Raw genomic sequence first — 24,577 nt, forward strand, 5'->3', positions numbered from 1 at the left:
AGTACGTGATGGATAGTAACTGGACATCTTTAAGTCAGTTGGACACCAGGGAAAGACCGGTTGAGCAGAACAAAAGAAAGACTGTGATTTTAAAAAAATAGGGAGCCCCGTTTTCGTATCGCGAAAACGGGGCTTTCCTCTATACAAAATTATTTTAAGGAGCATACTTCCTGCAGATGTGTACACATAAGGGAGAAGAAACATGCTTTCAGTTCGTGACACTTCAACTATTGGCATGGTCGGAATTTGGCTTGTTTCTACGACGGTAGCACTCACCATTAGTGTGGCGGCAGTGTTGCTCTCAGTCCTTCATAGGTCGGTATCAAAGGGAATTACCTCGACGAAGTAAGCCCTGCAAGCTCAAATACTCTTGCGGGGCCTTGTTTTTTAGTGCTTGACAAAGTCATTGTTTGTGCTACTATTGAAAACAGAAGAAATCGGGGAATTACCCCCACAAGGACTTCGGGAGAAGAATTTTATGAATCCGCACAGTCGTTCGTTGAAGTGCAGTGGCCAGAAGGTGGTGGCTCGTCGGCGCGATTTTCGCGTCGTAAGCGCCGCGTGCGGGCTCTTCAGTTTCCTGCTCATTCTCTCGTCGGTGTCTGAGCATACGACACCGACGGGAAGCGTCGTCGCCCTCACCCTCGCCGCCGCTTTCGGGCTGGCGGCCTGGGCACTCGGATCCCGCCGTGGTGGGATCCGGATCCGCATCGACAACTGATGCAAATCCACCGCCGGTTCAAGTCCGGCAACAACAGTACGCGCCCTTCGGGGAAAGGCGGCTGTTTTTTTATCTAGTATTTAACTTAAGTGCTGGATTTATACAAAGTGGAAATTGTGGGTTGGAGGTGGGAAGTGGCAAATTGGAAATTTATTAGATTGGGATTATTTTGATACACCACATCAACTGTACCGATATATCGGTACAGTTGAGAAATTTGGTGCGCGTTAGGGTGGGCGGCCACAGATATTTTTCTGCTGAAAAATTTTACGAAGCCTCCTTCGGCACGATCTTCTGATCGCTCGTCTCAATGAGTACATTGACCTACTGGGTCATACCGTCGCGTTCCGACCTTCGACCTCTGTCGACACGGTAAAACAAAATCGCCGAAAGCTTTCGCCCTCGGCTCATTTGTTTTGGTGCGCGCGCTAGGGATCGAACCTAGGACCTTTCGAGTATCAGTCGAATGCTCTACCAGCTGAGCTACGCGCGCAAGAGAGGATGACACGCAGTTTGGGGCGCAGTCTTCGAGGTAAGAAAGAAAAAGAGCTTGTTCTTTTTCTTTTGAAACTGAGAAGATGGGGGCTTCCCTAACTACGTGGTCCGAACGCCGCGCTCGTATAGTATTCTATACAAGCACAACCACAGTGAATATAACAAAATCGAGACAATTTTGCTACTATGCACGTATTGGGCACGTGGCGGAATTGGTATACGCGTACGCTTCAGGAGCGTATGGGGAAACCCTTGAGAGTTCAAATCTCTCCGTGCCCACATGGAAGAACAAAAACCAAAGGTAGGAGTTGGGGTTATTATCATTAAAGACGGTAAGGTTTTATTAGGTAAACGAAAAGGTTCACATGGAGAAGGCTTGTGGGCTTTTTCAGGTGGACATCTTGAGTTTGGTGAAGATATTTTTACATGCGCAAAACGTGAAGTTATGGAGGAAACAGGAGTTGAAATTACCAATCTTCGCAATGCGACATTTACAAATGATATTTTTGAAAAGGAAGGAAAACATTATGTTACATTGTTTGTAGTTGCAGAGATTCTTTCTGGGGTTGTAGAAGTGAAAGAGCCAAACAAATGTGAGGGATGGGAGTGGTTTTCATGGGACTCGTTACCTCAACCACTCTTTGTACCTATTCAAAACCTTCTTGTGCAAGACTTTTCTCCGTTCGAGTAACCCTTTCATGGTATAGTTTTGTGGCATGTGGGATGACTATTTCAAAGGAAAAAAGATTACGTTGATGGGGCTCGGGCTCCTTGGGCGAGGCATCGGCGATGCTGTTTTTTTGGCGAAGCACGGAGCAGAGCTGTGTGTAACAGATATGAAAACTGCAGAACAGCTTGCGGAGTCAGTTGAAAAGTTGAAAGAATTTCCAAATGTCTCGTTCACGTTAGGTGAGCACCGTCTCGAAGATTTTCAAAATCGCGACATTATTATTCGTGCCGCAAATGTTCCACTTGATTCAGTCTTTCTTGCCGAAGCAAAAAAATATAACACGCCTATTGAACAAAGTGTGTCTCTCTTTGTGCGGCTGCTTCGAGAGTATAAAAAAAGTATTGGAAAAGAACATGAAAAATATCTCGTAGGTGTGACGGGGAGTAAGGGAAAGACAACGACAACACATTTGATTGCAGAAATGTTGGTACGCGCGTTTCCAAACAAACGAATTCGTATGGGTGGAAACATCCAAGGTGTTTCGACTCTTTCATATCTAGATGACCTCCAACCAGACGACATTTTTGTGCTTGAGCTCGATTCGTGGCAACTTGCCAGTTTCGGAGACTCAAAAATGAGTCCGCACGTCTCTGTGTTTACGACGTTTATGCCGGATCACATGGATTATTATTTGAAAGCTACCGGCGGAAACACTGGGAGCGATACGACTAGTACGAGCGGTGGTGCGCACACTATCAAACAAGCCGACCCCGGTGTCGCCAAAGGCGACTCGGCGTATCGAGGAGATACCTCAACAGCGCTGGGGGCGCTAGAGAAAGCAATGGATCGGTATTTCAACGACAAAGCAAACATCTTTTGTTTTCAAGGAGAAAGAGATGTGTGTTTTATTGGAACAAATGTATCTCCGTGGGTTGAAAAACATCATCCTCAGTACACAGCACGTCTAAAACAGGGGGTACATAAAGAATTTCAAGAGAGGTCGCTGTCTCTCCAGGGAAAACATAATGAAGAAAACATTGCGCTCGCCGCATCCGCGGCTCGCGAATTGGGAGTTGAAGAAAATATAGTTGAAGATGTTGTTGCGCATTTTGCTGGTGTCGCGGGTCGTTTGCAATTTGTATGTGAAAAAGAAGGTGTGAAGTACTACAACGACACCACCGCAACGATGCCGGAGGCAACGCGAGCGGCACTGCGTGCCTTGCATACCAATGACCAAGCACCACATTCCAAACAAAAAGAGAGGAATATTATTTTGATTATGGGAGGTATGGATAAACAGCTTCCGATGGATGCGTTTATCGTCGAATTACCACAACACTGCAAAGCACTTGTTCTTTTAAAAGGTGTTGGTACGACGCGGATTCGCGGTATGATTCACGATGCAGATTTTGATTCTGTAACAGAGGTCGACAGTATGCAGGAGGCGGTTTCTGTGGCGCGCAGTGTCGCACACAGCGGTGATACAATACTCTTAAGCCCAGCGTTTTCGTCAAAAGGAATGTTTATCAACGAGTACGATCGCGGGGATCAGTTTATGAAAGCAGTTTCAAATATCTAACGTGATAAGACGTGACGGTGTATGCACAAAAGAAAGCTGACATTCTGGCAAAAAGGTATTCATTTTTTTAATCCAGTGATGTATCCGTTTGTACATCTGTACTGGTTTTTGACACGGCCGCGCTCTGCAGGGGCAAAGGTTGTTATCACACATGAAGATCACGTGCTCGTTGTTGAACACACGTATGGCTCGGGTTCAAATATGTTTCCAGGTGGAGTGATTGAGCGTGGTGAAGAACCAGATAGGACTGCATTGAGAGAAGTGGAAGAAGAACTGGGCATTGTACTCGAAGAAGTTATTCCACTAGGCTCTTTTGAGTTTGAGGGGCATTATAAACAAGATACGATACACGTGTTTCATGGAAGGGTACAAAGTAGAGAGGTGTACCCTGATCCATTTGAAATCAGGAATGTGTTTTGGTTTCCAGTGCACAGCATGCCACAATTAAGTCGGGCATCAAAAACCATTTTTGATATGTACCAAGATTATGCACAACGTACTCAATCATAACAACATAAAACACATTCACTTCGTCGGCGTTGGAGGTATTGGTGTTTCTGCTATGGCGCGAATGATGAAGTACCACGGTAAACATGTGAGTGGTTCTGATAGAACTATGACACCGATTACGCGCGATTTGGAGGGTCTTGGTATACGTGTGCGGCCAGGACATGACGAGCACCATGTGCCTCTATTTGCCGATTTGGTTGTGTACTCACCAGCAATAACTCCTGACAATCCAGAACTTGTTCGTGCTCGTGCGCTTTCTATCCCAACACTCTCATACCCGGAGGTACTTGGGGAAATTTCACAGAACGCGTTTACGATTGCGGTATCAGGTACACACGGAAAGACGACAACAACCGCAATGATTGCTGACGTGTTGGCAAAGGAGATTTATCCAACAGTGATTGTCGGCTCACTTCTCAAGGGTGGACGAAGTAATTTTGTTCCAGGACACACAAAACGTTTTCTTGTGGAGGCATGTGAGTACAAACGTTCATTTTTACATCTACATCCAAGTGTGTTGGTTATTACGAATATTGATGAAGACCATCTCGACTACTACAAAGATTTGAAAGATATTCAGAGTGCATTTCGTGAGTTGGCTCTCAAGGTTCCTGCGCATGGCGCTATTGTGTGTGACACGAGTGATCCGATTGTACAAGAAACACTCGCAGGTATTTCAGTTCCTATACTCAACTACATGGCGCACTATAATCCAAACCGAGAACTTTTTGTGTTTGGTGAACACAACACAAAAAACGCCGCTATTGCACATACGGTAGGGGACTTCTTTGAAATTCCAGAAGAAACTATTAATGAGGCGTTAAAAAACTTTCAAGGAACCTGGCGACGATCTGAGCACAAAGGACGCACCGTGCGGGGGACTGAAGTGTTCGATGACTACGCGCATCATCCGAAGGAAATCGCTACTACTCTTGCTGGTTTTAAGAAACGTTTTCCTGATAAAAATATTGTTGTGGTATTTCAGCCGCACCTCTACAGCCGAACAAAACTTTTCTTCAATGACTTTGTAGATAGTTTACAGGGTGCTGACAGAATTCTCCTTGCTCCAATTTACGCTGCACGTGAGGCGCACGATTCTTCAATATCTCACCACATGCTTGGTGATGTGTTACGTCAGTATGGAAAGAAAGCGGAATCATACGAATCGCTTGATGCGCTGACGCACGCGTTGTCTCGAAGTGTTGAGCCAGATGATGTTGTGGTAACGATGGGGGCAGGAGATATCTACCAAGTTGGCGAGAAATTTTTGTAAAAAGATATTATTCAAAATACTTGCATACTCTGTACCGATATATCGGTACAGAGTGCGTGCTGTGAATATAAAATTTTTATGCAAACCCGGAAACACTCTTGTAAAACAATCGACCTGGATTTTTCTATAGATATGTGGCATATTCTTTCAAGAAAGAAGCCGTTTTCTACACACCAACCAGAGGAGAAAAGGTTGTGATACAAGCAGTGCAGACGCGTCCCGCATTCCCCGCAGTCGGTACAGTCTTCGAGCCCACCGCGAGCTCGGAGATCACCCCGCTTGGTCTCGTCCTCGACTTTGGATACAACTCCGAGAGCCGGCCTCTGGCTGGAGTTCGTCGAGGTCGCCGAGTAGCGTTTCGTTTCCAACTCATGCCCCGCCCGTTTTCTGTAACAATACAAAAACGAGGCAGGGCATTCTTGTTTTTAAAAATCGTAAAGGCGTTGTTTTTAGAGAAGGGAAACCGTGTCTGAAATTTAATTTTGAGATATACTGCCTAGTGTAATTGTTATATGTACACACCTGACGAAAAACAGAATTTGGAAAATGTGCCACTTGGAACGCTTTTTGTTGTGGGGACACCAATTGGTAATTTGGAAGACGTCACGCTTCGCGCGCTCCGTATTTTGAAAGAAGCGGATGTTATTTTTTGTGAAGATACACGCGTGACCAAACGATTGTTGGATAAGTATGATATTCACACACGTACATCATCTCTCAATGCGCGAACTGAGCATGCAAAAATTGGTTCCGTGATGGGGGCGTTGACGGAAGGGAAGAAAGTTGCATTGGTGTCAGATGCGGGCACACCAGGAATTTCTGATCCAGGTTCGCTCGTTGTTTCAGTGATTCGAGAAAAAATGCCGGACGTGCGCATTGAAGCAATCCCAGGACCCTCGGCGCTGACCACAGCACTTTCAATCGCAGGTGTACCAATTGCTGACTTTGTATTCTTGGGATTTTTACCTCACAAGAAAGGACGACAAACACTCTTTAAAGAAATGGAAGAATCGAAACGTGCGACAGTATTCTATGAATCTCCGCACCGAATTATGAAAACACTCGCAGTGCTTGCGGAATCACTTGATGGCGCGCGCACAATTTCAATTGCGCGTGAACTCACCAAAATTTATGAAGAAATTGTGCGTGGAAATGCACAAGAAGTGCTGAGTTACTTTGAATCAAACGAAGACAAACAACGAGGTGAGTTTGTAGTAATTGTCTCAGGGAAATAAATAGGGAATAAGGTAAGGGCCGCTCGTGGAGAGCGGCCCTGTTCTGATGTGCTACGGAGAGCGTTCGTGAGACTGAGCCCACGAGCGAGATGCTGGATCACCCCCTTAGGAAGCGGTACCTTGGCCGAAACGGCTCTTGGTACCGGTGCTGGTCGAACCGTTGACGTTGACCTTCACCGGGCACGCGGCGCTTCCCATCACCCCTCCTCACCATGAGTATGTGTCCGTTCTAGTACGGAAGTCACACCTCACAGTATCCGTTGTGATACTAGCATAGTATTTTATTTGGATACAGTACTTTGTGGCGCATGTTTTGTATGTATCCCACATGATTGTATATCCGCATATTTGGTAAGATGCTGAGTGCAGGATATATCCCGCACTAATTTTTTGAAGGTTATGCCATCTACAAAATTTGTTGGTATGGTTACTGCGGGGTATACTCGTATCTATATGACCAGTAAACAAACTATGTTTTGTATAGTTCTCGGCATTGTCCTGATTGTAAGTCATATCATTGGCATTCCTCTTGCATGGAAAGAATTTGTAAGTGTGTGTGCCGGCATGTTGTTTCTCGGATGGGGATTGTATGAACGATATTACAAAGAAAGTACACCACCTACATCAGAGAGTGTTTCTTCTGCACGCGATATGCATCCCACACACGTATGAGTGTACCTTCTCTGAACAAAACATCTCGTGTTAAAAAAATATACACACGTACACGGTATGCACTCATTGGGTGTGGTGGTCTCATTGCGGTTTTTTGTTTTGGTTTTTTTATTGCGCCAGCTCTTTTTTCTTCAACATACACACGGATGTCAGGAAATACAGAGGTGCTTGCTGAAAAAATAGAAAAAAAGGAAACAACAGATGTGGTGCACATACCAACACCGAGTGCGGTTAAGGCGATTTACATGTCGCAGTGTGTTGTGGGCACTCCTTCGTTTCGCGATAAACTAGTTGCGCTTATCGATGACACAGAACTTAACAGCGTCATCATCGATGTAAAAGATTTTTCTGGAAAAATTGGATTTACAACCGACAATCCCGTTCTCGCTGGCGCAGTATCAGACGCGTGCGGTGCTCGTGATATGAAAGAGTTTATCAAAGTGCTCCACAGTAAAAATATTTACACGATTGCGCGTATTACGGTTTTTCAAGATCCATACTATACAAAAGCGCACCCGGAACTTGCGGTGAAAAAAGCAAGTGATGGCAGTGTGTGGAAAGATAATAAAGGCCTTTCGTTTATTGATGTTGGGGCACAGCCATTTTGGGAATACATTGTGGAGCTTGGGCGTGCGTCGTATGCGCTTGGGTTTGATGAACTCAACTTTGATTATGTTCGCTACCCCTCCGATGGAAACATGAAAGACATTGCGTTTACGTTTTCAAAAGGAGTTTCAAAGGCAGATATGCTTGAACGATTTTTTTCGTACCTCTATGAGTCGTTTGATACAGGAGAAACACCGACGTTTGGGTTGCGTCCGTCACGTCGTGATGCGTTGGATAGTACACGACCCGCGCTGTCTGTTGATTTGTTTGGATACACAACAACAAATACTGACGACCTTGGGATTGGGCAAGTGCTCGAGCGTGCTCTCCCATACTTTGATTACGTAATGCCGATGGTGTATCCATCTCACTACAACTCTGGATTTATTAATATTCCAAAACCAGCAACGGAGCCATACAAGGTGGTGAAGTATTCTATGGATGCATCGGTTCGTCGTGCGCGACTCTTGGGTCTTGCTGGTGCGTCGGAAGCAACATCGACCGAGATGGTATTCTTGCGCGGGCAATCACAAAAAGGTCACGGTAATATCACCATTCAGCAAATGCGTCCATGGCTACAAGATTTTGATATGGGAGCGACGTATACGCCGGAGATGGTGCGTGCGCAGATGCAGGCAACATACGACGCTGGTTTGACCTCGTGGGCGCTGTGGGACGCGGGGAACACGTATACGCGCGGTGCCTTGAATGCACAATAAGTGTATGTTGGATAGATTTTCAATTTCAAAATCATTCTGGGCACTCTTTTTATTTGCACTGTTTTTTAAATTTGGCGCAGGATTGCACTACACGCTTCTCTCAACTCTCGGTGAGCGCGTATTTCCTGTGTGGGTAGCGGGTTGTATTATCAGCGCCGCGTCAGTCCTTCAGATGATTGGTGATGTTCCTGCGGGCATGCTCTTGGATAAATATGGGTACACACGAATGCTCAAAATTTTTGTGTGCGTTTTTATTCTTGCTGGAGGAGTACTCTTTTTTGGTTTAACACCAGTGACGTTTATTGGTACCGTTATTCTCTCGACACTCGGATGGCTCTTTTTTGGTCCTGGGGTGAATGCGTACGTTCTTGCAGAGGCGCCACATCGAAGCGCGGGCAGGGCAATGGGAATGTTGCACATGTTTGATAGTACAGGTGTTGTTGGTGCAACAGCACTGCTTGCGTTTGTTATTTCTGCTTCTCCACAATATATAGGATTTGTTATCTCAATGCTTCTTTTGTGTGCACTTATGTTTTTGTTGTTTGTTCCAAAAGAATCGGTATCGGTGCATCGTGTAGAAAAAACTCCTCGTCACCAGTACTACATTCGCCGACATTTTTTGCATACAGTTGTAGGTGCGGTTCGGAAACTGAATCCTGCAAGTATGATACTTGCATTGCAAAGTTTTGCTGCAGCATCGTTTTACGGAATGATCTGGTTTGTTGTTCCTCTTGCGATTGCTGGTGGTTTGGCAGGCACGTTGCCAAGTATTGGTTTGGGTGTTTTTGATCTTGCAGTGGTACTGCTCGGTGCGTTTTTTGGAAAACTTGCAGACACGACGCATAAACCATTTCTTGTTGCGCTTGGATTGTTTCTTTTTGCTGGGGCTGGTTTGTTACTTGGTTTTAATCTCAACATACTTTTTCTGTTACTTGGTTTTATTGCGACTGCAGGAGATGAACTTTCTAATGTCTCGCTGTGGGCGTGGCTTGATACACTTGATGCTGACCACGCACAAGATGGTCTTGTTAATGGAGTCATTACTTTTTTTGAGGATGTAGGATGGGCTGTTGGTCCGGCAATTGCAGGTGCGTTGTTTACTCGTATTGGACCAGGGGGTGTCATTATCGTCGGTGCAAGTATTCTTTGTATCGTTTGGCTTATTGTGTTGGTGGTTCTATTTCAACAGAGAGGACGTACTATTCTTGGACACAGGCATGCATTAGGTGCTCCATACCGCTCTCGTCATAAGCGATAGTTCTTGCTATTTCTTCTTTTGGGATGTAGGGTGTCTGTGGATATATACAGAAAGGAGGTGGCGTGAACACTTTCCCCGTCTTTGTTTCGTGCTCAGTTCGCATTACGAGTCACGCAGTGACCCGCTACCTTCATTGGAAGCGGAAGTTGCTTGGGTGGCCTAGTTCGAAGTCGCTCGCTCGTCAGGAAATCCTCCACGCACTTGGGTTCGCGGTTCCCTGCACGTTAGATAATCTTCTAACGTACCGTCAGAGTTCCGATAAGTGGGGATTCCCGGTCATTTTTTATCATACGTCTCCGTGGAGATTCGTGATAAAAGATGAAAATCCGTACGAGTGGGTCGTTCTCACCATCGAGCCCGATGTGTACCCAAACAACACGGGTCCATGGAAGGGGGTTGAGGGGGTTTCAGAAATTGCCCTCGATCCACCGTTCACCATTGGTGATATTGTGCGCTACAAGGGGTACAAGACTCAGGCCGATAGACGCCAACAAAGGGAGGAGAAAGGAGATGGTGAACCCATCGTGTTGCTTCTTGGTGGGTCGACTCGAAGTGGGAGATGTTATCCTTACTTTGACAAGTTACACCAAGGGGAACGTGCGGGTGCGGGTTGTGCGCGGCGGGAGGGCCTTGCAGTGGGTCCACTCACGTGACGGTTTTCAGTTCGAGGGGTGGTTTGACGGTATCTCATGTCCCACAGAGTTGGGACGAACACTCAAGGTCGTTGCCAACATGTCTGGTTGTACGGGCGTCGTTGAGCATTCTCTCGACGAAGAGTTGAAGAGCGGGGGGTGGGTCGCGTTTCGCCTCGTGCAATAGCTGTAGTTGTTCTTGTGGGAAAAAAGTGTGCCGAGATGTCTGCGAGGACAGCTCGGCGCTTTTTCTTTTCTCCTTTTGTGTTTTATACTACTATTGATAATTTTATATTCTACATTCATTCTTTTGTATTCTATTTTTCACACATGTCTGATCCAAATCGTATTACATACATCGGCGAAACGGATTATCGCAACAAGCGAGTGAAGTTTGGTATTAAAGCAAAGGACAGGCTTCGTCATGTGTACGCTATCGGAAAAACTGGAACAGGTAAGTCGACGCTTCTTGAAAACATGGCAGTGCAAGATATTCAGAACGGTGAAGGATTTGCGTTCATTGATCCGCACGGAAAAAGTGCCGACTTACTTCTCGATTACATCCCCGAAAATCGTGTAAATGATGTTTTATACTTTGCACCATTTGATCTCAATAATCCGGTGTCATTCAACGTTATGGAAGATGTTGGTGCTGATAAGCGCCACCTTGTCGTTGCGGGTTTGATGTCTGTATTTAAAAAGATTTGGGTTGATGCGTGGAGTGCTCGTATGGAATATATTTTGAGTAACACTATTGCAGCACTTCTCGAATACCCAGGATCGACGCTTCTCTCGGTGAATCGAATGCTCGTTGATAAAGAGTTTAGAAACACCGTTGTGTCACATGTGACTGATCCAGGCGTAAAAGCGTTTTGGGAACAAGAGTTTGCAAAATATACCGATAAGTTTGCCGCCGAAGCAACACCTGCAATACAAAACAAAGTGGGACAATTTACTGGAAATCCAGTTATCCGAAATCTCATTGGTCAACCAAAGTCCACATTCAATATTCGTGACATGATGGATCAGAAAAAAATTATTATCATAAACCTTTCAAAAGGGCAGGTTGGTGAAGATAATGCAAACCTTCTTGGGTCAATGCTCATTACAAAAATTTATCTTGCCGCAATGTCGCGCGCTGATTTACGAGAACAAGATTTAAACAAATTGCCAAATTTCTATTTGTACGTGGACGAATTTCAGTCTTTTGCAAACGAATCATTTGCCGACATTCTTTCAGAAGCTCGAAAATATAAATTGAATCTTACTATCGCACATCAGTACATTGAACAAATGTCTGAAGAAGTACGTGCGGCAGTATTTGGTAACGTGGGAACACTCGTCACTTTCCGTGTCGGTGCAACAGATGCAGAATATTTGGAAAAAGAATTTACACCGACGTTTCTTGCAGAGGATTTAGTTGGTATTGGTGCATACAGGATGTATTTGAAACTTATGATTGATGGTATGGCATCAGCTCCTTTCTCAGCTGCGGGACTGCCACCAATTACACTACCTCCGATTTCATATCGTGATGTTGCTATCGGTCGTTCGCGTGCACAATTTTCGCGTCCTCGAGCAATTGTTGAGGATGAGATTTTGAAGTGGCATCAAAAAAAGTTCACTGTTGCCAGCGATGGTGTAAAAAAAGAAAAAGAGGGTGAGAAAGGAGTAAAAGAACATTCACACGAAGAGGATCGTGGACACACAGAACAGCCGCGACCACAAACACAATCTCAACCGTTAGTACAACATCAGCCGCGGTCCCAGCCACAACCTCATTCTCAGTCACGATTTCAAAATAATCTGAGTAGGCGTTTTAATGACAAAAAACCATTAAGCCCCGCGGATAGGGAAACAGAACTTAGAAAGGCAGTGTCTCTTTCGCAACTTCGACCTGAAGAAAAACTACACGAGAAAAAACCGAACAAAGGACCAACGCCAGAACATTTATCGGCTCTTAGGGATGCGCTGTCGGCAGTTGTGGGAAAAATGCCTGTATCCTCTGAAAAAAAACAAGCCCCGATGTCTGCACCTGCACCAGCTTCCAAAATAGAGACAAATCCTCAACATGGAGGATCAGTTTCTTTTGCACAAAAAACCTCTGAAGAAAAATCAAAAGAACCAAAGGCAAATGAAGTTCCTGAAGTTGTCCTGAAAAAACTCTTTGAGCGCGAAACGGAAGGAAAATAATGTAAAAAGAAAGAAACGCGGTCTCCGGAAGGGGGGCGCGTTTTAGATTTATTTTATCTTTCAGTGGTAGCGTGTATGCATGATTAAAAAAATAATAGCATGTTTGTGTGTTGGTGGTATGTTGCCTGCAGTGGCGCATGCTCAAATTACTATAAATGAAATTGCGTGGATGGGTACGTCGGCGTCTGCAAATGACGAGTGGATTGAGCTCTACAACTCTGGAAGTGATTCGGTAGCTCTCTCGGGGTGGTTTCTGAAGGCAAGTGACGGTGACCCGGCCATTGCGCTTACTGGTGATATTCCAGCCGGAGGGTATTTTCTACTTGAACGTAGTGATGATGAGTCAGTTCCAGGTGTTCCTGCTGGCGTGATATACACAGGTGCGCTTGGTAATGCTGGAGAAACACTTACGCTGTTTGATACAGGGGGAGTAGTGATAGATAGTGTTATTGGTGGCACAAACTGGTCTCTTGGTGGAGATAATGTGATAAAAAATACACCACAACGACAAGCGGATAATTCGTGGATTACAGGTATTCCAACTCCGGGTGTACAAAATAGTACACAACCAATTCAAATAGGTGGTGGCACAGTTTTGGGGAGTAGTACAAGTACATCTGCAACATCAACAGCATCATCAACAACAAAGAAACCAACTGTTGTGGGATATGTGCAAAATGTGTTTGCGTATGCCGGTGTTGATATACAAACAGTTGCTGATGCATACGCTTTTCTCGAGGCGTCTGGTGTTGATGCAAAAGGTGAGCATATAAGCGCAACATCGTATCAGTGGTCATTTGGAGACGGAGACGCGGGTGATGCAAAAGAGACCGCGCATATATACAGATTTCCAGGGACGTATACAGCCGCTGTGTCACTTATGTCTCAATATCAGCGAGCCCAAGACAACATTCTCGTGCAGGTATTTCCTGCAGACATTACAATTTCTTCGGTCATGTATGGCGATAGTGGGTTTGTTGAGCTCTATAATAAAAGTGATAGGGCATTAGATCTCTCACTGTGGAAATTACAAATAGAGTATGCTGAAGGTAAAAAGATAGGACATACATTTACGTTTCCACGCATGACAACCATTGCTCCACATGCGCAGGTTCCGTTTCCTGCTTTTACAACAAAAGTGTACATGGCAGAAAAAGATCGTGTCGTACTCTATTACCCAAGTGGAAAAGAAGCTGCCGTGTTTGAAGGTATTTTGTATGATGCCGAGCATATGAATACGCGCCTTTCAAAAAAGAAATAGTATATGTGGCCGTTTGTGTGCATGGTGTGCGTTGTTGTTTTTGGAACGATGGCGTTGGTGGTGTATCACTACTTTTTTGAAAGGCGTGAAGTTAGTTCATTGTCGGATGTGGTAGGTGATATAGAAATTATTGAGGAATTCCGATAGTTCCAACACAACACACTGACGTGGTAGGATAGGGGGACCTGTCCCGATAGAGGCTACGGTCGTATCTTTGCTGGGCCGGGTTAAACATATTTCTAGCAAATTTTAACGACTACTGCAGGTTGCGTATATTCCAGAGTTACAACCTGCCTCTATCGGGATGAACAAACCTCGTCGTATTCTCATATTTTCTCTCATGTATTCGCCGTTTATGAGTGGTGGAGAACTGGCGCCTGATGAAATCACGCGCCGAATTTCGAAAGAAGATATCCACTTCGATCTCATTGCACTCCGTGCTGACAGGCGGTTGTCTGAAGTTGAGCAGGTTGGCAATGTCACCCTGCACCGGATTGGTCCGGCAAAGGAAAAGATTACCTTTCTCGAACTGGGACGTTTTCCGTGGTATCTCATTAAGGTCTTGTATATACCACTTGCAGTGCTCAAGGCTCGCCAACTTATGCGTAAGCGCACATATGACGCATACTGGTGTATTATGACCAATATGGGATTTGTCCCTGTGATCTTGCGCATGTTCTTTGGTGATAAAACCCCCTTTGTGCTAACACTCCAAGATGGCGATACTAGAGAGCATATTGTTGAAAGAAAGCGTATCAAGTTTTTTGGAAGATTATTTAGACACATCTTTACCGATGCGGCATGTGTGCAGGCAATTTCAAGACATTTGGCTGTTTTTGCAAAAGATATGGGATACCCTGGCGAACCTAGCATCATTCCAAACGGTGTTGCAGTGGCCGAATATATCAATGCACCGTCAGACGCTATTGTGGGTGTTACACAAGAACTTGAGAAGAAAAAAGGAGAAATATTTCTCGTCACAACATCACGTCTTGTTGAAAAAAATGGACTTGGAGATGTCGTCGCCGCGTTGCCGCTTCTCGATGTGTCTATCCGTTTTGTTGTGCTCGGTGATGGTCCACTATTACATGAGTTGCAAAAGCAGGCAGAACGTCTTGGTGTGCGAGACAGGGTTGTGTTCCTTGGTAACGTATCTCGTGAGCTCGTACCTGCATACCTTCACGCGTCAGATATTTTTATCCGGCCGTCACTTTCAGAAGGGTTGGGAAGTAGTTTTTTAGAAGCAATGGCAGCAGGTCTTCCTGTGATTGCAACACCTGTTGGAGGTATCCCCGATTTTTTGTTTGATATTGAAGAATATGATGAGAAAGCAACTGGCGTTTTTTGCCAACCACATAATCCCGAGAGTATCGCGTTTGCTGTGAAGCGGCTTATTAAAGATGTTGGTATGCGTCAAAAGATTTCTCAAAATGGTCGAGCCCTCGTTCTGGAGAAATATGATTGGGATCTCGTGGCGCGCTCTATGAAAGAGGTTTTTGAACAAGTATCAGTAGCAGAAAAATAACTTTCAGTTTATCTATATGCGTATTTTGATAGCAACAGGAATATATCCACCGTACGCGGGCGGACCATCGTATTACGCAAAATCTCTCAAAGATGCATTTGAGAAATTAGGTCACACCGTTATCGTTCGAACATTTACCATTGAGCATAATCTTCCAACAGGAATTCGGCACTTGGTGTTTTTTTTCAAAACAGTAGTTGCATACATTCGCGCCGATGTAACGCTTGTATTTGACACCTTTTCTGTCGCATTGCCCGTTGTGCTTCTTCAAAAGTTATTTGGTGGGAAAATGATTATTCGTACAGGAGGGGATTTTTTGTGGGAACAGTACGTGGAACGTACACATGAAAAAGTGCCCTTTTCAAAGTTCTATCTACAGGAGCGACACTTTACGCGAAAAGAAAAAATGATTTTTAGTTTAACACGATGGGTGCTTAGATGTGCTGATCACGTTGTGTTTAATTCAGAATATCAACGACGAATATGGTGTATTCCGTACGTACTTACATTTAAAAAAACATCCATCATTGAAAATGCGTTTGATGGAAGTACTGTAGACTCATGTTTGCATACAAAGAAAAATTTTCTTTGTATTACTCGTAACATACAAATTAAAAATACAGACATATTACGAAATGCGTTTGTGTTAGCGCAAAAAAGAAACCCAACCATTTCATTGGATGTGTACTATGATATTCCGCATTCTGAGGCAATGCGCATGCTCGGCTCGTGTTACTGTGCGATCCTTGTTTCTGTAAGTGATATTGCGCCAAATTTTGCTCTGGAAGCACTTTCTATGCAAAAGCCAATTATTCTGACAAAAGAAAATGGTATTAGTGATCGAATTGGAACAATGGCGCTGTATGTTGATCCATTAGATACACAAGCAATTGCTGATGCTATGGTTACAATGGCCGATGATACTACATATGATGCGTATGTATCACAGATAAAAAAGTTTTCGTATAGGCGAATATATGATGATATCGCGCGTGATTTTATTCAATGTATACAAAATCTTGGTTAGAACGTATATGAAAATAATTTCAATTGGTTCAGATGCAAATCTTTTACTTGAAGGAAGTCCAGTTCGTGATCGAATGAAAGTAATTGGACAAGCGTGTGATGAGCTTCATAGTATTGTACCAGGTCATGGCGCTGTACAAAAAATTTCCCCTACTGTATTTGTACATCCAACAAATACAACAAATCCATTTACGCGTGTACGTGCTGCAGTTGCTGTGGGATGTTCGTTGTCATCGTGTGATCTTGTTACTGCACAGGATCCATTTGAATATGGTATTGCTGCGCTTGCGCTCGGAAAAAAACTCGGTGTTCCTGTAGAGATACAAGTTCACACCGACATAGGGAGCCCGTTTTTTGGTAGGGGGTGTTCGTGGCAAGAAATGCGAAATAAAATCAGAATGATTGGTGTCAGTGGACGTTTGAAACGAGCGGCGAGTGTCCGAGTTGTATCAGAACGAGTTGCGCGCGCAGTTGAACGTCGTGGAGTTGATCGAAAGCGCATTACGGTGTTACCCGTATATATACAGGGACAAAACTATACCTCTATAGCGCGTACGCCATCGAATCATGAAAAATCTATTCTTATGATCGGACGTCTAGAGGTGGAAAAAGGATATCCGGCAGCGTTTGAGGCATTTGCTCGTGTTCTTAATAGATTCCCTGAAGCGCGTTTGTATATAGCAGGTAATGGACGTTTGCACGCATACTTAATGTCGTGTGTACAAAAATATAATATTGCACATGCTGTTATTTTTCTCGGCGTAGTAACGGATGTATCTCCATATCTTGCATCTGCAGACGTTTTCTTACATGCAGCAGTGTATGAAGGATTTGGAGTTGCTGTTGCTGAGGCGGTTCTCGCAGGTGTTCCGTTTGTAAGTACGGATGTTGGTATTGTTGGAACAATACTTCACAACGAAAAACATGGGCACGTTGTACCCGTTGGTGATGTTGACGCTATTGCGGACGCGCTCATTGAAACATTATCGTATCCTCAGAGGGCACACGAACAGGCACTGTTGGCTGGTGGAGTACTGGCACAATATATATTATCAGCAGATGCGTACGTTGCGCGGTTAAAAAATAATTGGAGTTCAATCAAAAAATAAATGTATGCGCTTATTACTAGTTACACAGGTACTTGATACGGAGCATCCAATACTTGGTTTTTTTCATGCGTGGATTGAGGAATTTGCAAAACATTGCGAATCAGTGATTGTTATTTGTTTACAAGAAGGAACGTATGCGTTACCACAAAATGTTCGCGTCCTTTCTCTGGGAAAAGAAGAAGGCGTATCACGAATTGAGTATTTGAGACGATTTTTTCGTTACATATATAACGAGCGAAATAGCTACGATAGTGTATTCGTGCACATGAATCAAATATATGTTGTTCTCGGCGGGGTATTGTGGAGATTGTGGAAGAAGAAAATAACTCTTTGGTATGCTCACGGATCGGTGCCGGCGTTACTTCGTTTTGCGGTTCTTTTTGTTCACGTAGTATTTACCTCGACTCCACAGGGATTACGACTTGAAACATCAAAGAAGTGTATTGTCGGACAGGGTATTGACGCAACTCTTTTTGATTTTCGGGCGCATCGTATGGGTGACGAACTCAATTTGATTACTGTTGGTAGAGTGTCTCCTGTAAAAGATTTAGAAACAATTATTGATACAGTTGGGGTGATGCATACAAATGAAGCGCACTGTCTTCTGTCTATTGTTGGAGATGCCGAAACTGCTAGTCAACATACATACAAACATTCAATAATTGAGCGTATTAAGAATCGTGAAATAGAGGCATTTGTTACATGGAGAGGTTCACAATCACACGCCGAGATTGCACACAGTGTTGGTAGAGCCGATGTATTTATTCATTCGAGTCGTACAGGTAGTTTGGACAAAGTAGTTTTGGAAGCACTTGCTGTTGGAACACTTCCTGTGACGTGTGATCCAACACTTGCTCACGATCTCCCTGATGATTTGAAGCGGGTATGTTGTGTTCCATCCGGTGATGTGCAAGCATACGTTCGTGCGCTCATGTATATTCGCGCATTATCGAGTGACGAATCCGACCGATTGCGTAAAAAGGGGAGAGAATATGTGATTCATAATCATTCGTTAACACAGTTAATTCCAAAGATTTTAGATGGTATTGAAAAAATTACATTTTAATTCCAAGACGTCCAGTGTGATCAATCCGGTTCAAAAGTATTTTAATATCATGCTCTTTAAAGTATGTATCAACTGCTTCGCGGGAACCCAACCAGTGTCCATAGTCGTCTAATATAAGGACGCCACCTTTTGAGAGGAGTGGAAAAAGATGCTGCAGCTCATGATAGCTCGATTCGTACCAGTCTGTGTCAAGGCGCAGTAGAGAGATTGCCTTAGGGGTTGTTCTTGGTATGGTGTCTTCGACTTTTCCTTTAACATATACAATATTGTTCTGGTTGTATCCTGTTTTTTGCATGTTTATGATTACTTCATCAAGGGGTGCATAGCACCAGTTGGTATAATCCGCGCGCGTTAATGTTTTCCATTTTTCGATTGCAGGATGACCATTCGATGCTTTAATATCCTTAGATGTTGGTTCACTCATTCCTTCAAATGTGTCGTAAAGGAATATTTTTTTATTAGAATCTGATTCGTGTAATGTGTCAGCAATGATCATTGAGCTACCACCTTTCCACACGCCACACTCAACAATGTCTCCCGGAATATCCGCGTCGAGTACGTACTTCACTGATTGATAAAGTGCATACATGCGCTCAGGAGAAGTCATTGTATATGCCTTATATGACGCATATAACCTTTGAAATACTGGGTCTACTAATTCGGACTCAGAAAGACCTGTTTGTGACACGGCGGTAATTTTATATCCAAAGTGACCCAATATCTTCTGGAAGAGTTTTTTGTAGATTGTCATAAGATTTGAATATACCATATTGGTGCCGTCCAAACGAGGTTTTTCGTGGTATTCTTGAGAAGTGGGTTTGAAAAAGAGTCTTTTTATTAAATATTCTTCATTGTGTAATGGTATACAAAACAAAAGGCGAGTTTATCTGTAAGGAAATACAACAAACAGACGTTGTACTCGATGTTGGTTTTTTTGGACAGGGTGTTATGAAAAAAAATCAAAATTGGGTTCACGCCTTACTCACAAAGAGGGCGAGTGTGGTTTGGGGGGTTGATATTGATTTTGATGCAACATTTGAATATGGAGAAAATTATGTGAAGGCAAGTGCAGAATCATTTAGTATTGATAAAAAATTTGACGTTATTTTTGCAGGTGATCTTATAGAGCATCTTTCAAATCCAGGACTTTTTTTGAATACATCAGCAAAACATATACAACCACACGGACGACTTATCATAACAACACCAAATTGCTTCAATCTTTTTAATATTACTGAAAAAATTTCAAAAGGAGAGCCGACAGTTAATCACGATCATACATGTTATTTTAATAGCAAAACTCTTAAGCAGCTTTTGGAAAAAAATGGCTGGGAAGTGGTGTCTGTTGGATATATCTATTCGCTAGATGTAGAGTATGTTGAAAGTTTGAAAAAAAAATTACTTAATATGTTGTATTGGATTTTAAGTACATTTACGGATGTGTATATGGAGACACTTGTTGTTATTGCGCAAAAAAAGATATGAATGTTATACAAATTATCAAGGGCATCATTCGTGGTCAAAGTCTTGTCCGTATACTAATGAATGAAAGTCTTTCTGAAGTAATAATTGATGGAAAAGTGTTAGATGTTGGCGGTGCGCGAAGTCCAGATTATTTCAACTTTTTGAAGAAAAAAGGAGATGTGGATATAGATGTGGTCGATGGTTCTATTCAAGAAATAAATTTTGAAAAAGATCCTTTACCGTATATTTCAGAAGCATACAAGACGATTATTGTATGTAATGTGTTGGAGCATGTTTTTAACCACGAATTTCTTACACGAGAAATGTTTCGTGTTTTAAAAAAGGAAGGAAGTCTTGTGGGATTTGTTCCTTTTTTTGTACAGTATCACCCTGATCCACATGATTATTTTCGATATACAAAAGAATCTCTTATTAAAATATTGGGAAATGTGGGTTTTGTGGGTGTGTGCGTCAGAGAAATTGGAGGGGGTCCATTTTTTGTAAGTTTTAATACGGTTATGCTTTCAATTCCGAGGGTTTTCCGGGCGCTTATATTTCCTGTTTTTCTCTTTCTTGATCGTATATTTTTATGGTTTAGGCCATGTGCACGCGAACGATTTCCACTCGGGTATCTTTTTCTTGCAAAAAAATAAGCATGTTGAAACTTTTTATTGGTCCAGAAAAAGACGGTGTTGGAATCATACGATTACTTGCAAAGTATAGGGGTATAAATAAAACAAGCTCCCAATTATTTCAACCAGTGAATGTTCCTGTTGAAGATATTTTTTGTATCGTCAATTCAATTAGTGATGCGGATGCAATTTTGTTCCCACACGACTATGCTTCGGTTAAGAATGATGATGATTTTATTGCGACGTATGAAAAATTGTCTGAAGTGTACAATAAAAAAATAATTGTGTTTTCGGTTTCTGATAGGGATATTTTTGTATTATTTAAAAACGCGATTATTCTCAGGACCTCGGCATATCGTTATAAACTTCGTTCCAATGAAATTATAGTTGCTCCATTTATTGAGGACATGGGGTTATTGTATGGAGTTTCTGTGCGACATAAAACCAATGCGTCACCAATCGTTGGTTTCGCAGGGCTTGCACAATGGTGGACGATATATGCGCGAGTGAAGGCATATGTAAAACAGTTCTTGCTTTCTTGTCGGGTTTTATATACAGGAAGGGAAGAAATACGTGCTCATACACAGGGTATTTTTATACGACGACAAGCCCTCAGGGCTCTGGGTATGTTTCAAGGTGTCCGTCTCTGTGTGATTATTAGAAATTCATTTTCAGGATTGGCTCGGACAATTAATGTACCTCAAAAACAATTACGTGATGAATACGTAGAAATAATGCAGCAAAGTGATTTTTGTCTTGCCCCAAAAGGAGACGGAAATTATTCGTTACGTTTTTTTGAAACACTTGCATTGGGAAGGATTCCAGTTCTTGTTGATACTGAGATGGTGTTGCCTTTTGAAGATAAAATTAATTATGACAATGTCATTATCCGTGTGCCACTGCGTGATATTAAGAGTATTGGAAATATAATTGCGAATACGTATATGAATATGACAGACGAAGATTTTGTACAACGGCAACACTATGCGCGAAAAATTTTTGAAGATTTTTTAAGACCAGAGAAATTTTACGCGATCCTTTTTAGTGAGCTTGCAACTCAATTTCATTCAGGATAGTGTGTTGGTATGAAAGAAATTTCAGGTGATATACCTCTTTCCTGGGATGCAAAGATTTGGTATTTGGCATACAACACTGTCAGGAATCTATGTGAATTGCGCTATCCGCTCCGCATGTTGTTTTGGCATGCAACTTTTTCAGATGAAACAAGCGATTCTCCAATGCGTTCGTATCTCGACGCGTTTATGCGTACTGAACTTCCACGGCTAGTACCACCTCATCCGCTCTCTGTTTTTGATATTGGTTGTGGAACTGCGTATATGCGATCGGTGTTGGTGCAGGGTGGATACAGTGGTTTTTATACGGGGGTTGATGTTGTGCGCGAACCAAGGTTTGATGCACACGCATATCCAGAATTTCAAACAACATTTTTAAATCAAGACGTCACTGCGTGTAGTACGGAGAAGAAATTCGATCTTGTTATTTCAAATACATCACTTGAACATGTTGTGAATGATACGGCAGTGGTGGGTATTGCAAGAGCGGTAACGGCGAAGGGTGGTATTGAAGTGCACATTGTTCCATCATTGTGGTCATTACCACTCTATTTGTGGCATGGATATCGGCAATATACACCAGCTCGAATTCGACGTTTATTTAAGGGGACACGATATATGACATATAGAATGGGGGGATTGGCATCATTTTTTTTGCATCTTTTTTCCATTACACTACTCGAACGAATTTTTGGATACTATGGCTTCAGAAAAAAACCTATGTATGTACACTTGAAAAAAATAGCACGAAGAGGGGACGCGTTTCTTCCATGGTGCTCAGTATTATATGCGGTTATCGTCTTTCATGAATAACAATACTACAAAGAAAAAAATACATGTAGTTTTTGTGCTTCCGAGTTTGCTGTCGGGAGGGGGTATTGAAATGCACACACTAAAACTTCTCAGGCACTTTAATCGAGAACATTTTCACTTTTCCCTCATAACATTATTTGAGCGGCCATCATTGCCATCTTTGTATAATACAGTTCCGCACGATGTCGAGGTGTATCGCTTGCATTTTTCAGGTCCATATAATGGTGGACAGTGGAAAGCATTGTGTGTCATTTTGAAGCGCATTTGTCCTGACGTGGTGGTGAGTAGTATGTTTTCAGCGAATGCAATTGTTCGTCTTTTAAAACCATTTTTTTCATACAAAGTGATTACCCGAGAACATAATACATATGAAGAAAAGAAATTGTACCACCGCTTAATTGATTGCGTTTTAGCATTTTTTTCTGAAATAATTCTAGCGGTTTCGTCGACGGTTGCTGATTTCATTTCAAAACAGGCTTGGATTAAGAGGGAAAAAATTATTGTGGTACACAATGGTGTTGATTGTGAGGCAATACACATGTTTTTAAAAGAAAAAGGGGAGGGTGAGGTGTATCGTGTGCGAAACGAGATAGCTTTAAATGATAACGAAAAAATTATTCTCAACGTCGCTCGCTTGAAGCCGCAAAAAAATCACACACTTCTCATAGATGCTTTTGAGCTGTTTGTGCAAACCCACCCACTGCATCATCTTGTTATTGTTGGAAATGGAATAGAAAGAGACGCGCTTACTGCGTACATTCAAAAAAGGGGATTACAGCGGAAGGTACATTTACTCGGATATCGAGACGATGTATTTGCGTGGTATGCGGCAAGTGATTTTTTTGTTCTTACATCAAAACGTGAGGGATTTCCGAATGTGGGCGTTGAGGCATTGGCATTTGGTCTTCCTATGATTTCAACTCGAGTACCTGGCGTTGATGAGTTTCTTGTGGATGATAAAAATGGGTTTATTGTCGCATCTAATGTTCTGGATCTAGCCAATAAAATGAACAGTATTGCTGAAGATCCTAAAAAATATGAAGAAAATTGTAAGAAGACCGCACAGCTGTTTGATATTAGAAAAATTGCAAAAGCGTATGAAACTCTTTTTTATAGTACGGTATGAAAGTTAGTATTATCATAACAACGTACAATCGGGCTCTAACACTCCACAAGGCACTCGAGAGTGTTTTGAAACAAACATACTCTGATATTGAGGTGTTGGTTGTTGATGATGGTTCGACCGATGGTACTGGTGAGTTCATGAGGACAATGACGGATTTTCGGGTGCGATATATCAGACTTTCAACAAATAGTGGGGCGTCAGTAGCTCGTAACCGGGGTATTCAAGAAGCGAGTGGTGGGTATATTCTTGTGTGGGATAGTGATGATGTTCTTTATTTGCACGCTCTCGAAAAAATCATTTCTGTTTTTGACCGACATTCCGAAATATCAATTGTGTCTGCTCCTGCACGAGTACTTGTGGCTGGAAAAGAGCAAAAGTATCTCCATTTTCCAACAGGAGAAGTTGAGCTTTCCGACGTTTTGTGTAAAAAAATTCCAAGTAATGAAAAAGTTCGAGTTACTCGTTCAGATGTGATGAAGCGTGTGTCATACAAATCAAGGAATATAGATTTTTTGGTGAATGTTGAGCTTATTGAAAAAGGAAAATGGTACCATCTTGATGAGGTTCTTGGTGATGTACACAATGATCCTAATTCTGGTTCATTAACAGCATCGAGAAAAAAGAAAAATGCTCAGTATGCAATTGAGCGCGCACCATATCTCGTTGCCTTTCTACAAAAGCATGGAGATATATTAAAAAATGTATGCCTGGGACGGTACGCGGCGTATTGCTACGGCGCAAGCGTGGGATTACTACTCTCGGGAGATGTGCTTTTGGCGCGCTCATTTTCTCGCGAGGCGTGTAGATACGACAATGTAAATCTTAAGTATTGGGGGTTCCTATTTCTAGCACATATTCCAGGTGGTTCGTGTTTGCTACGAATATTCTATTAAGAACATTTTTTGCGTGTAATCTCTTT

The 24,577-nt window shown here is 42.8% G+C and carries 24 protein-coding genes and 2 tRNA genes; 24 read left to right on the plus strand and 2 right to left on the minus strand.

The features are described 5' to 3' along the window. Positions 1–202: 202 nt before the first annotated feature. Entirely contained in the window at positions 203–349 is a 147-nt protein-coding gene (locus tag IPJ70_03740; GenBank protein ID QQR82361.1) for a hypothetical protein, read from the plus strand. Positions 350–421: 72 nt separating this feature from the next. Then, on the plus strand, positions 422–721 hold the full coding sequence (locus tag IPJ70_03745) for a hypothetical protein (GenBank protein ID QQR82362.1): 300 nt from the start codon (positions 422–424) through the stop codon (positions 719–721). Positions 722–1,138: 417 nt separating this feature from the next. Here IPJ70_03745 and IPJ70_03750 read toward each other — a convergent pair. Next, positions 1,139–1,214: transfer RNA gene (locus IPJ70_03750), tRNA-Ile, on the minus strand. 199 nt (positions 1,215–1,413) lie between these two features. Between IPJ70_03750 and IPJ70_03755 the strand changes: the two genes are divergently transcribed. From IPJ70_03755 to IPJ70_03830, 16 genes are all read left to right on the plus strand, one after another. Further along, positions 1,414–1,495: transfer RNA gene (locus IPJ70_03755), tRNA-Leu, on the plus strand. A gap of 1 nt (position 1,496) precedes the next feature. Continuing rightward, complete coding sequence (locus IPJ70_03760) at positions 1,497–1,907, plus strand: NUDIX domain-containing protein (GenBank protein ID QQR82363.1); 411 nt, start codon at positions 1,497–1,499, stop codon at positions 1,905–1,907. A gap of 25 nt (positions 1,908–1,932) precedes the next feature. Next, positions 1,933–3,465: a hypothetical protein gene (locus IPJ70_03765; protein QQR82364.1), complete on the plus strand. Its 1,533-nt coding sequence runs from the start codon at positions 1,933–1,935 to the stop codon at positions 3,463–3,465. A 21-nt stretch (positions 3,466–3,486) separates the two neighbouring features. Continuing rightward, positions 3,487–3,975, plus strand: coding sequence for an NUDIX domain-containing protein (locus tag IPJ70_03770; GenBank protein QQR82365.1), 489 nt, complete (start codon positions 3,487–3,489; stop codon positions 3,973–3,975). After that, positions 3,953–5,248, plus strand: coding sequence for a UDP-N-acetylmuramate--L-alanine ligase (locus IPJ70_03775; protein QQR82366.1), 1,296 nt, complete (start codon positions 3,953–3,955; stop codon positions 5,246–5,248). Before IPJ70_03770 ends, IPJ70_03775 begins: the two co-directional genes overlap by 23 nt. Before the next feature lie 512 nt (positions 5,249–5,760). Next, the gene (gene rsmI, locus IPJ70_03780; protein QQR82367.1) at positions 5,761–6,483 is read left to right on the plus strand and encodes a 16S rRNA (cytidine(1402)-2'-O)-methyltransferase; all 723 of its coding nucleotides are present in this window, start codon (positions 5,761–5,763) and stop codon (positions 6,481–6,483) included. A gap of 453 nt (positions 6,484–6,936) precedes the next feature. Continuing rightward, positions 6,937–7,155, plus strand: a complete 219-nt coding sequence (locus tag IPJ70_03785) for a hypothetical protein (protein ID QQR82368.1) — start codon at positions 6,937–6,939, stop codon at positions 7,153–7,155. Beyond that, entirely contained in the window at positions 7,152–8,480 is a 1,329-nt protein-coding gene (locus IPJ70_03790) for a hypothetical protein (protein QQR82369.1), read from the plus strand. The genes IPJ70_03785 and IPJ70_03790 overlap by 4 nt, the downstream gene beginning before the upstream one ends. A 4-nt stretch (positions 8,481–8,484) precedes the next feature. Further along, positions 8,485–9,738, plus strand: a complete 1,254-nt coding sequence (locus IPJ70_03795; protein QQR82370.1) for an MFS transporter — start codon at positions 8,485–8,487, stop codon at positions 9,736–9,738. 308 nt (positions 9,739–10,046) lie between these two features. Then, on the plus strand, positions 10,047–10,391 hold the full coding sequence (locus IPJ70_03800; GenBank protein ID QQR82371.1) for a hypothetical protein: 345 nt from the start codon (positions 10,047–10,049) through the stop codon (positions 10,389–10,391). A gap of 309 nt (positions 10,392–10,700) precedes the next feature. Further along, positions 10,701–12,563, plus strand: a complete 1,863-nt coding sequence (locus tag IPJ70_03805; protein QQR82372.1) for a type IV secretion system DNA-binding domain-containing protein — start codon at positions 10,701–10,703, stop codon at positions 12,561–12,563. A gap of 79 nt (positions 12,564–12,642) precedes the next feature. Further along, complete coding sequence (locus IPJ70_03810; protein QQR82373.1) at positions 12,643–13,824, plus strand: lamin tail domain-containing protein; 1,182 nt, start codon at positions 12,643–12,645, stop codon at positions 13,822–13,824. 304 nt (positions 13,825–14,128) lie between these two features. Beyond that, complete coding sequence (locus IPJ70_03815; GenBank protein ID QQR82374.1) at positions 14,129–15,349, plus strand: glycosyltransferase family 4 protein; 1,221 nt, start codon at positions 14,129–14,131, stop codon at positions 15,347–15,349. Positions 15,350–15,365: 16 nt separating this feature from the next. Beyond that, complete coding sequence (locus IPJ70_03820; protein QQR82375.1) at positions 15,366–16,376, plus strand: glycosyltransferase family 4 protein; 1,011 nt, start codon at positions 15,366–15,368, stop codon at positions 16,374–16,376. A 7-nt stretch (positions 16,377–16,383) separates the two neighbouring features. Then, positions 16,384–17,484 (plus strand): glycosyltransferase, encoded by a 1,101-nt coding sequence (locus tag IPJ70_03825; protein QQR82376.1) that lies wholly within the window; start codon positions 16,384–16,386, stop codon positions 17,482–17,484. A gap of 4 nt (positions 17,485–17,488) precedes the next feature. Next, a complete protein-coding gene (locus IPJ70_03830; GenBank protein ID QQR82377.1) occupies positions 17,489–18,550 on the plus strand; it encodes a glycosyltransferase family 4 protein in 1,062 nt (353 codons plus the stop codon). Here the strand turns inward: IPJ70_03830 and IPJ70_03835 are convergent. Beyond that, complete coding sequence (locus IPJ70_03835; GenBank protein QQR82378.1) at positions 18,540–19,301, minus strand: class I SAM-dependent methyltransferase; 762 nt, start codon at positions 19,299–19,301, stop codon at positions 18,540–18,542. The genes IPJ70_03830 and IPJ70_03835 overlap by 11 nt on opposite strands. A gap of 107 nt (positions 19,302–19,408) precedes the next feature. Here IPJ70_03835 and IPJ70_03840 point away from each other — a divergent pair, with 107 nt between their 5' ends. From IPJ70_03840 to IPJ70_03865, 6 genes are read left to right on the plus strand one after another with little or no spacing between them, the layout of a single operon-like run. Continuing rightward, complete coding sequence (locus IPJ70_03840; protein QQR82379.1) at positions 19,409–20,035, plus strand: class I SAM-dependent methyltransferase; 627 nt, start codon at positions 19,409–19,411, stop codon at positions 20,033–20,035. Further along, positions 20,032–20,667: a methyltransferase domain-containing protein gene (locus tag IPJ70_03845; protein QQR82380.1), complete on the plus strand. Its 636-nt coding sequence runs from the start codon at positions 20,032–20,034 to the stop codon at positions 20,665–20,667. Before IPJ70_03840 ends, IPJ70_03845 begins: the two co-directional genes overlap by 4 nt. 2 nt (positions 20,668–20,669) lie before the next feature. Then, a complete protein-coding gene (locus IPJ70_03850) occupies positions 20,670–21,722 on the plus strand; it encodes an exostosin family protein (protein ID QQR82381.1) in 1,053 nt (350 codons plus the stop codon). Between the two features lie 9 nt (positions 21,723–21,731). Continuing rightward, positions 21,732–22,532, plus strand: coding sequence for a methyltransferase domain-containing protein (locus IPJ70_03855; GenBank protein ID QQR82382.1), 801 nt, complete (start codon positions 21,732–21,734; stop codon positions 22,530–22,532). Further along, positions 22,525–23,658 carry a glycosyltransferase gene (locus IPJ70_03860; protein QQR82383.1) on the plus strand — a complete coding sequence of 378 codons (1,134 nt, stop codon included), beginning with the start codon at positions 22,525–22,527 and terminating at the stop codon, positions 23,656–23,658. The genes IPJ70_03855 and IPJ70_03860 overlap by 8 nt, the downstream gene beginning before the upstream one ends. Then, positions 23,655–24,551, plus strand: a complete 897-nt coding sequence (locus IPJ70_03865; protein QQR82384.1) for a glycosyltransferase family 2 protein — start codon at positions 23,655–23,657, stop codon at positions 24,549–24,551. Before IPJ70_03860 ends, IPJ70_03865 begins: the two co-directional genes overlap by 4 nt. The last annotated feature ends 26 nt before the right edge of the window (positions 24,552–24,577 follow it).

The sequence above is a fragment of the Candidatus Campbellbacteria bacterium genome (assembly GCA_016699465.1).
Classification (GTDB): domain Bacteria; phylum Patescibacteriota; class Minisyncoccia; order Phycocordibacterales; family EsbW-18; genus EsbW-18.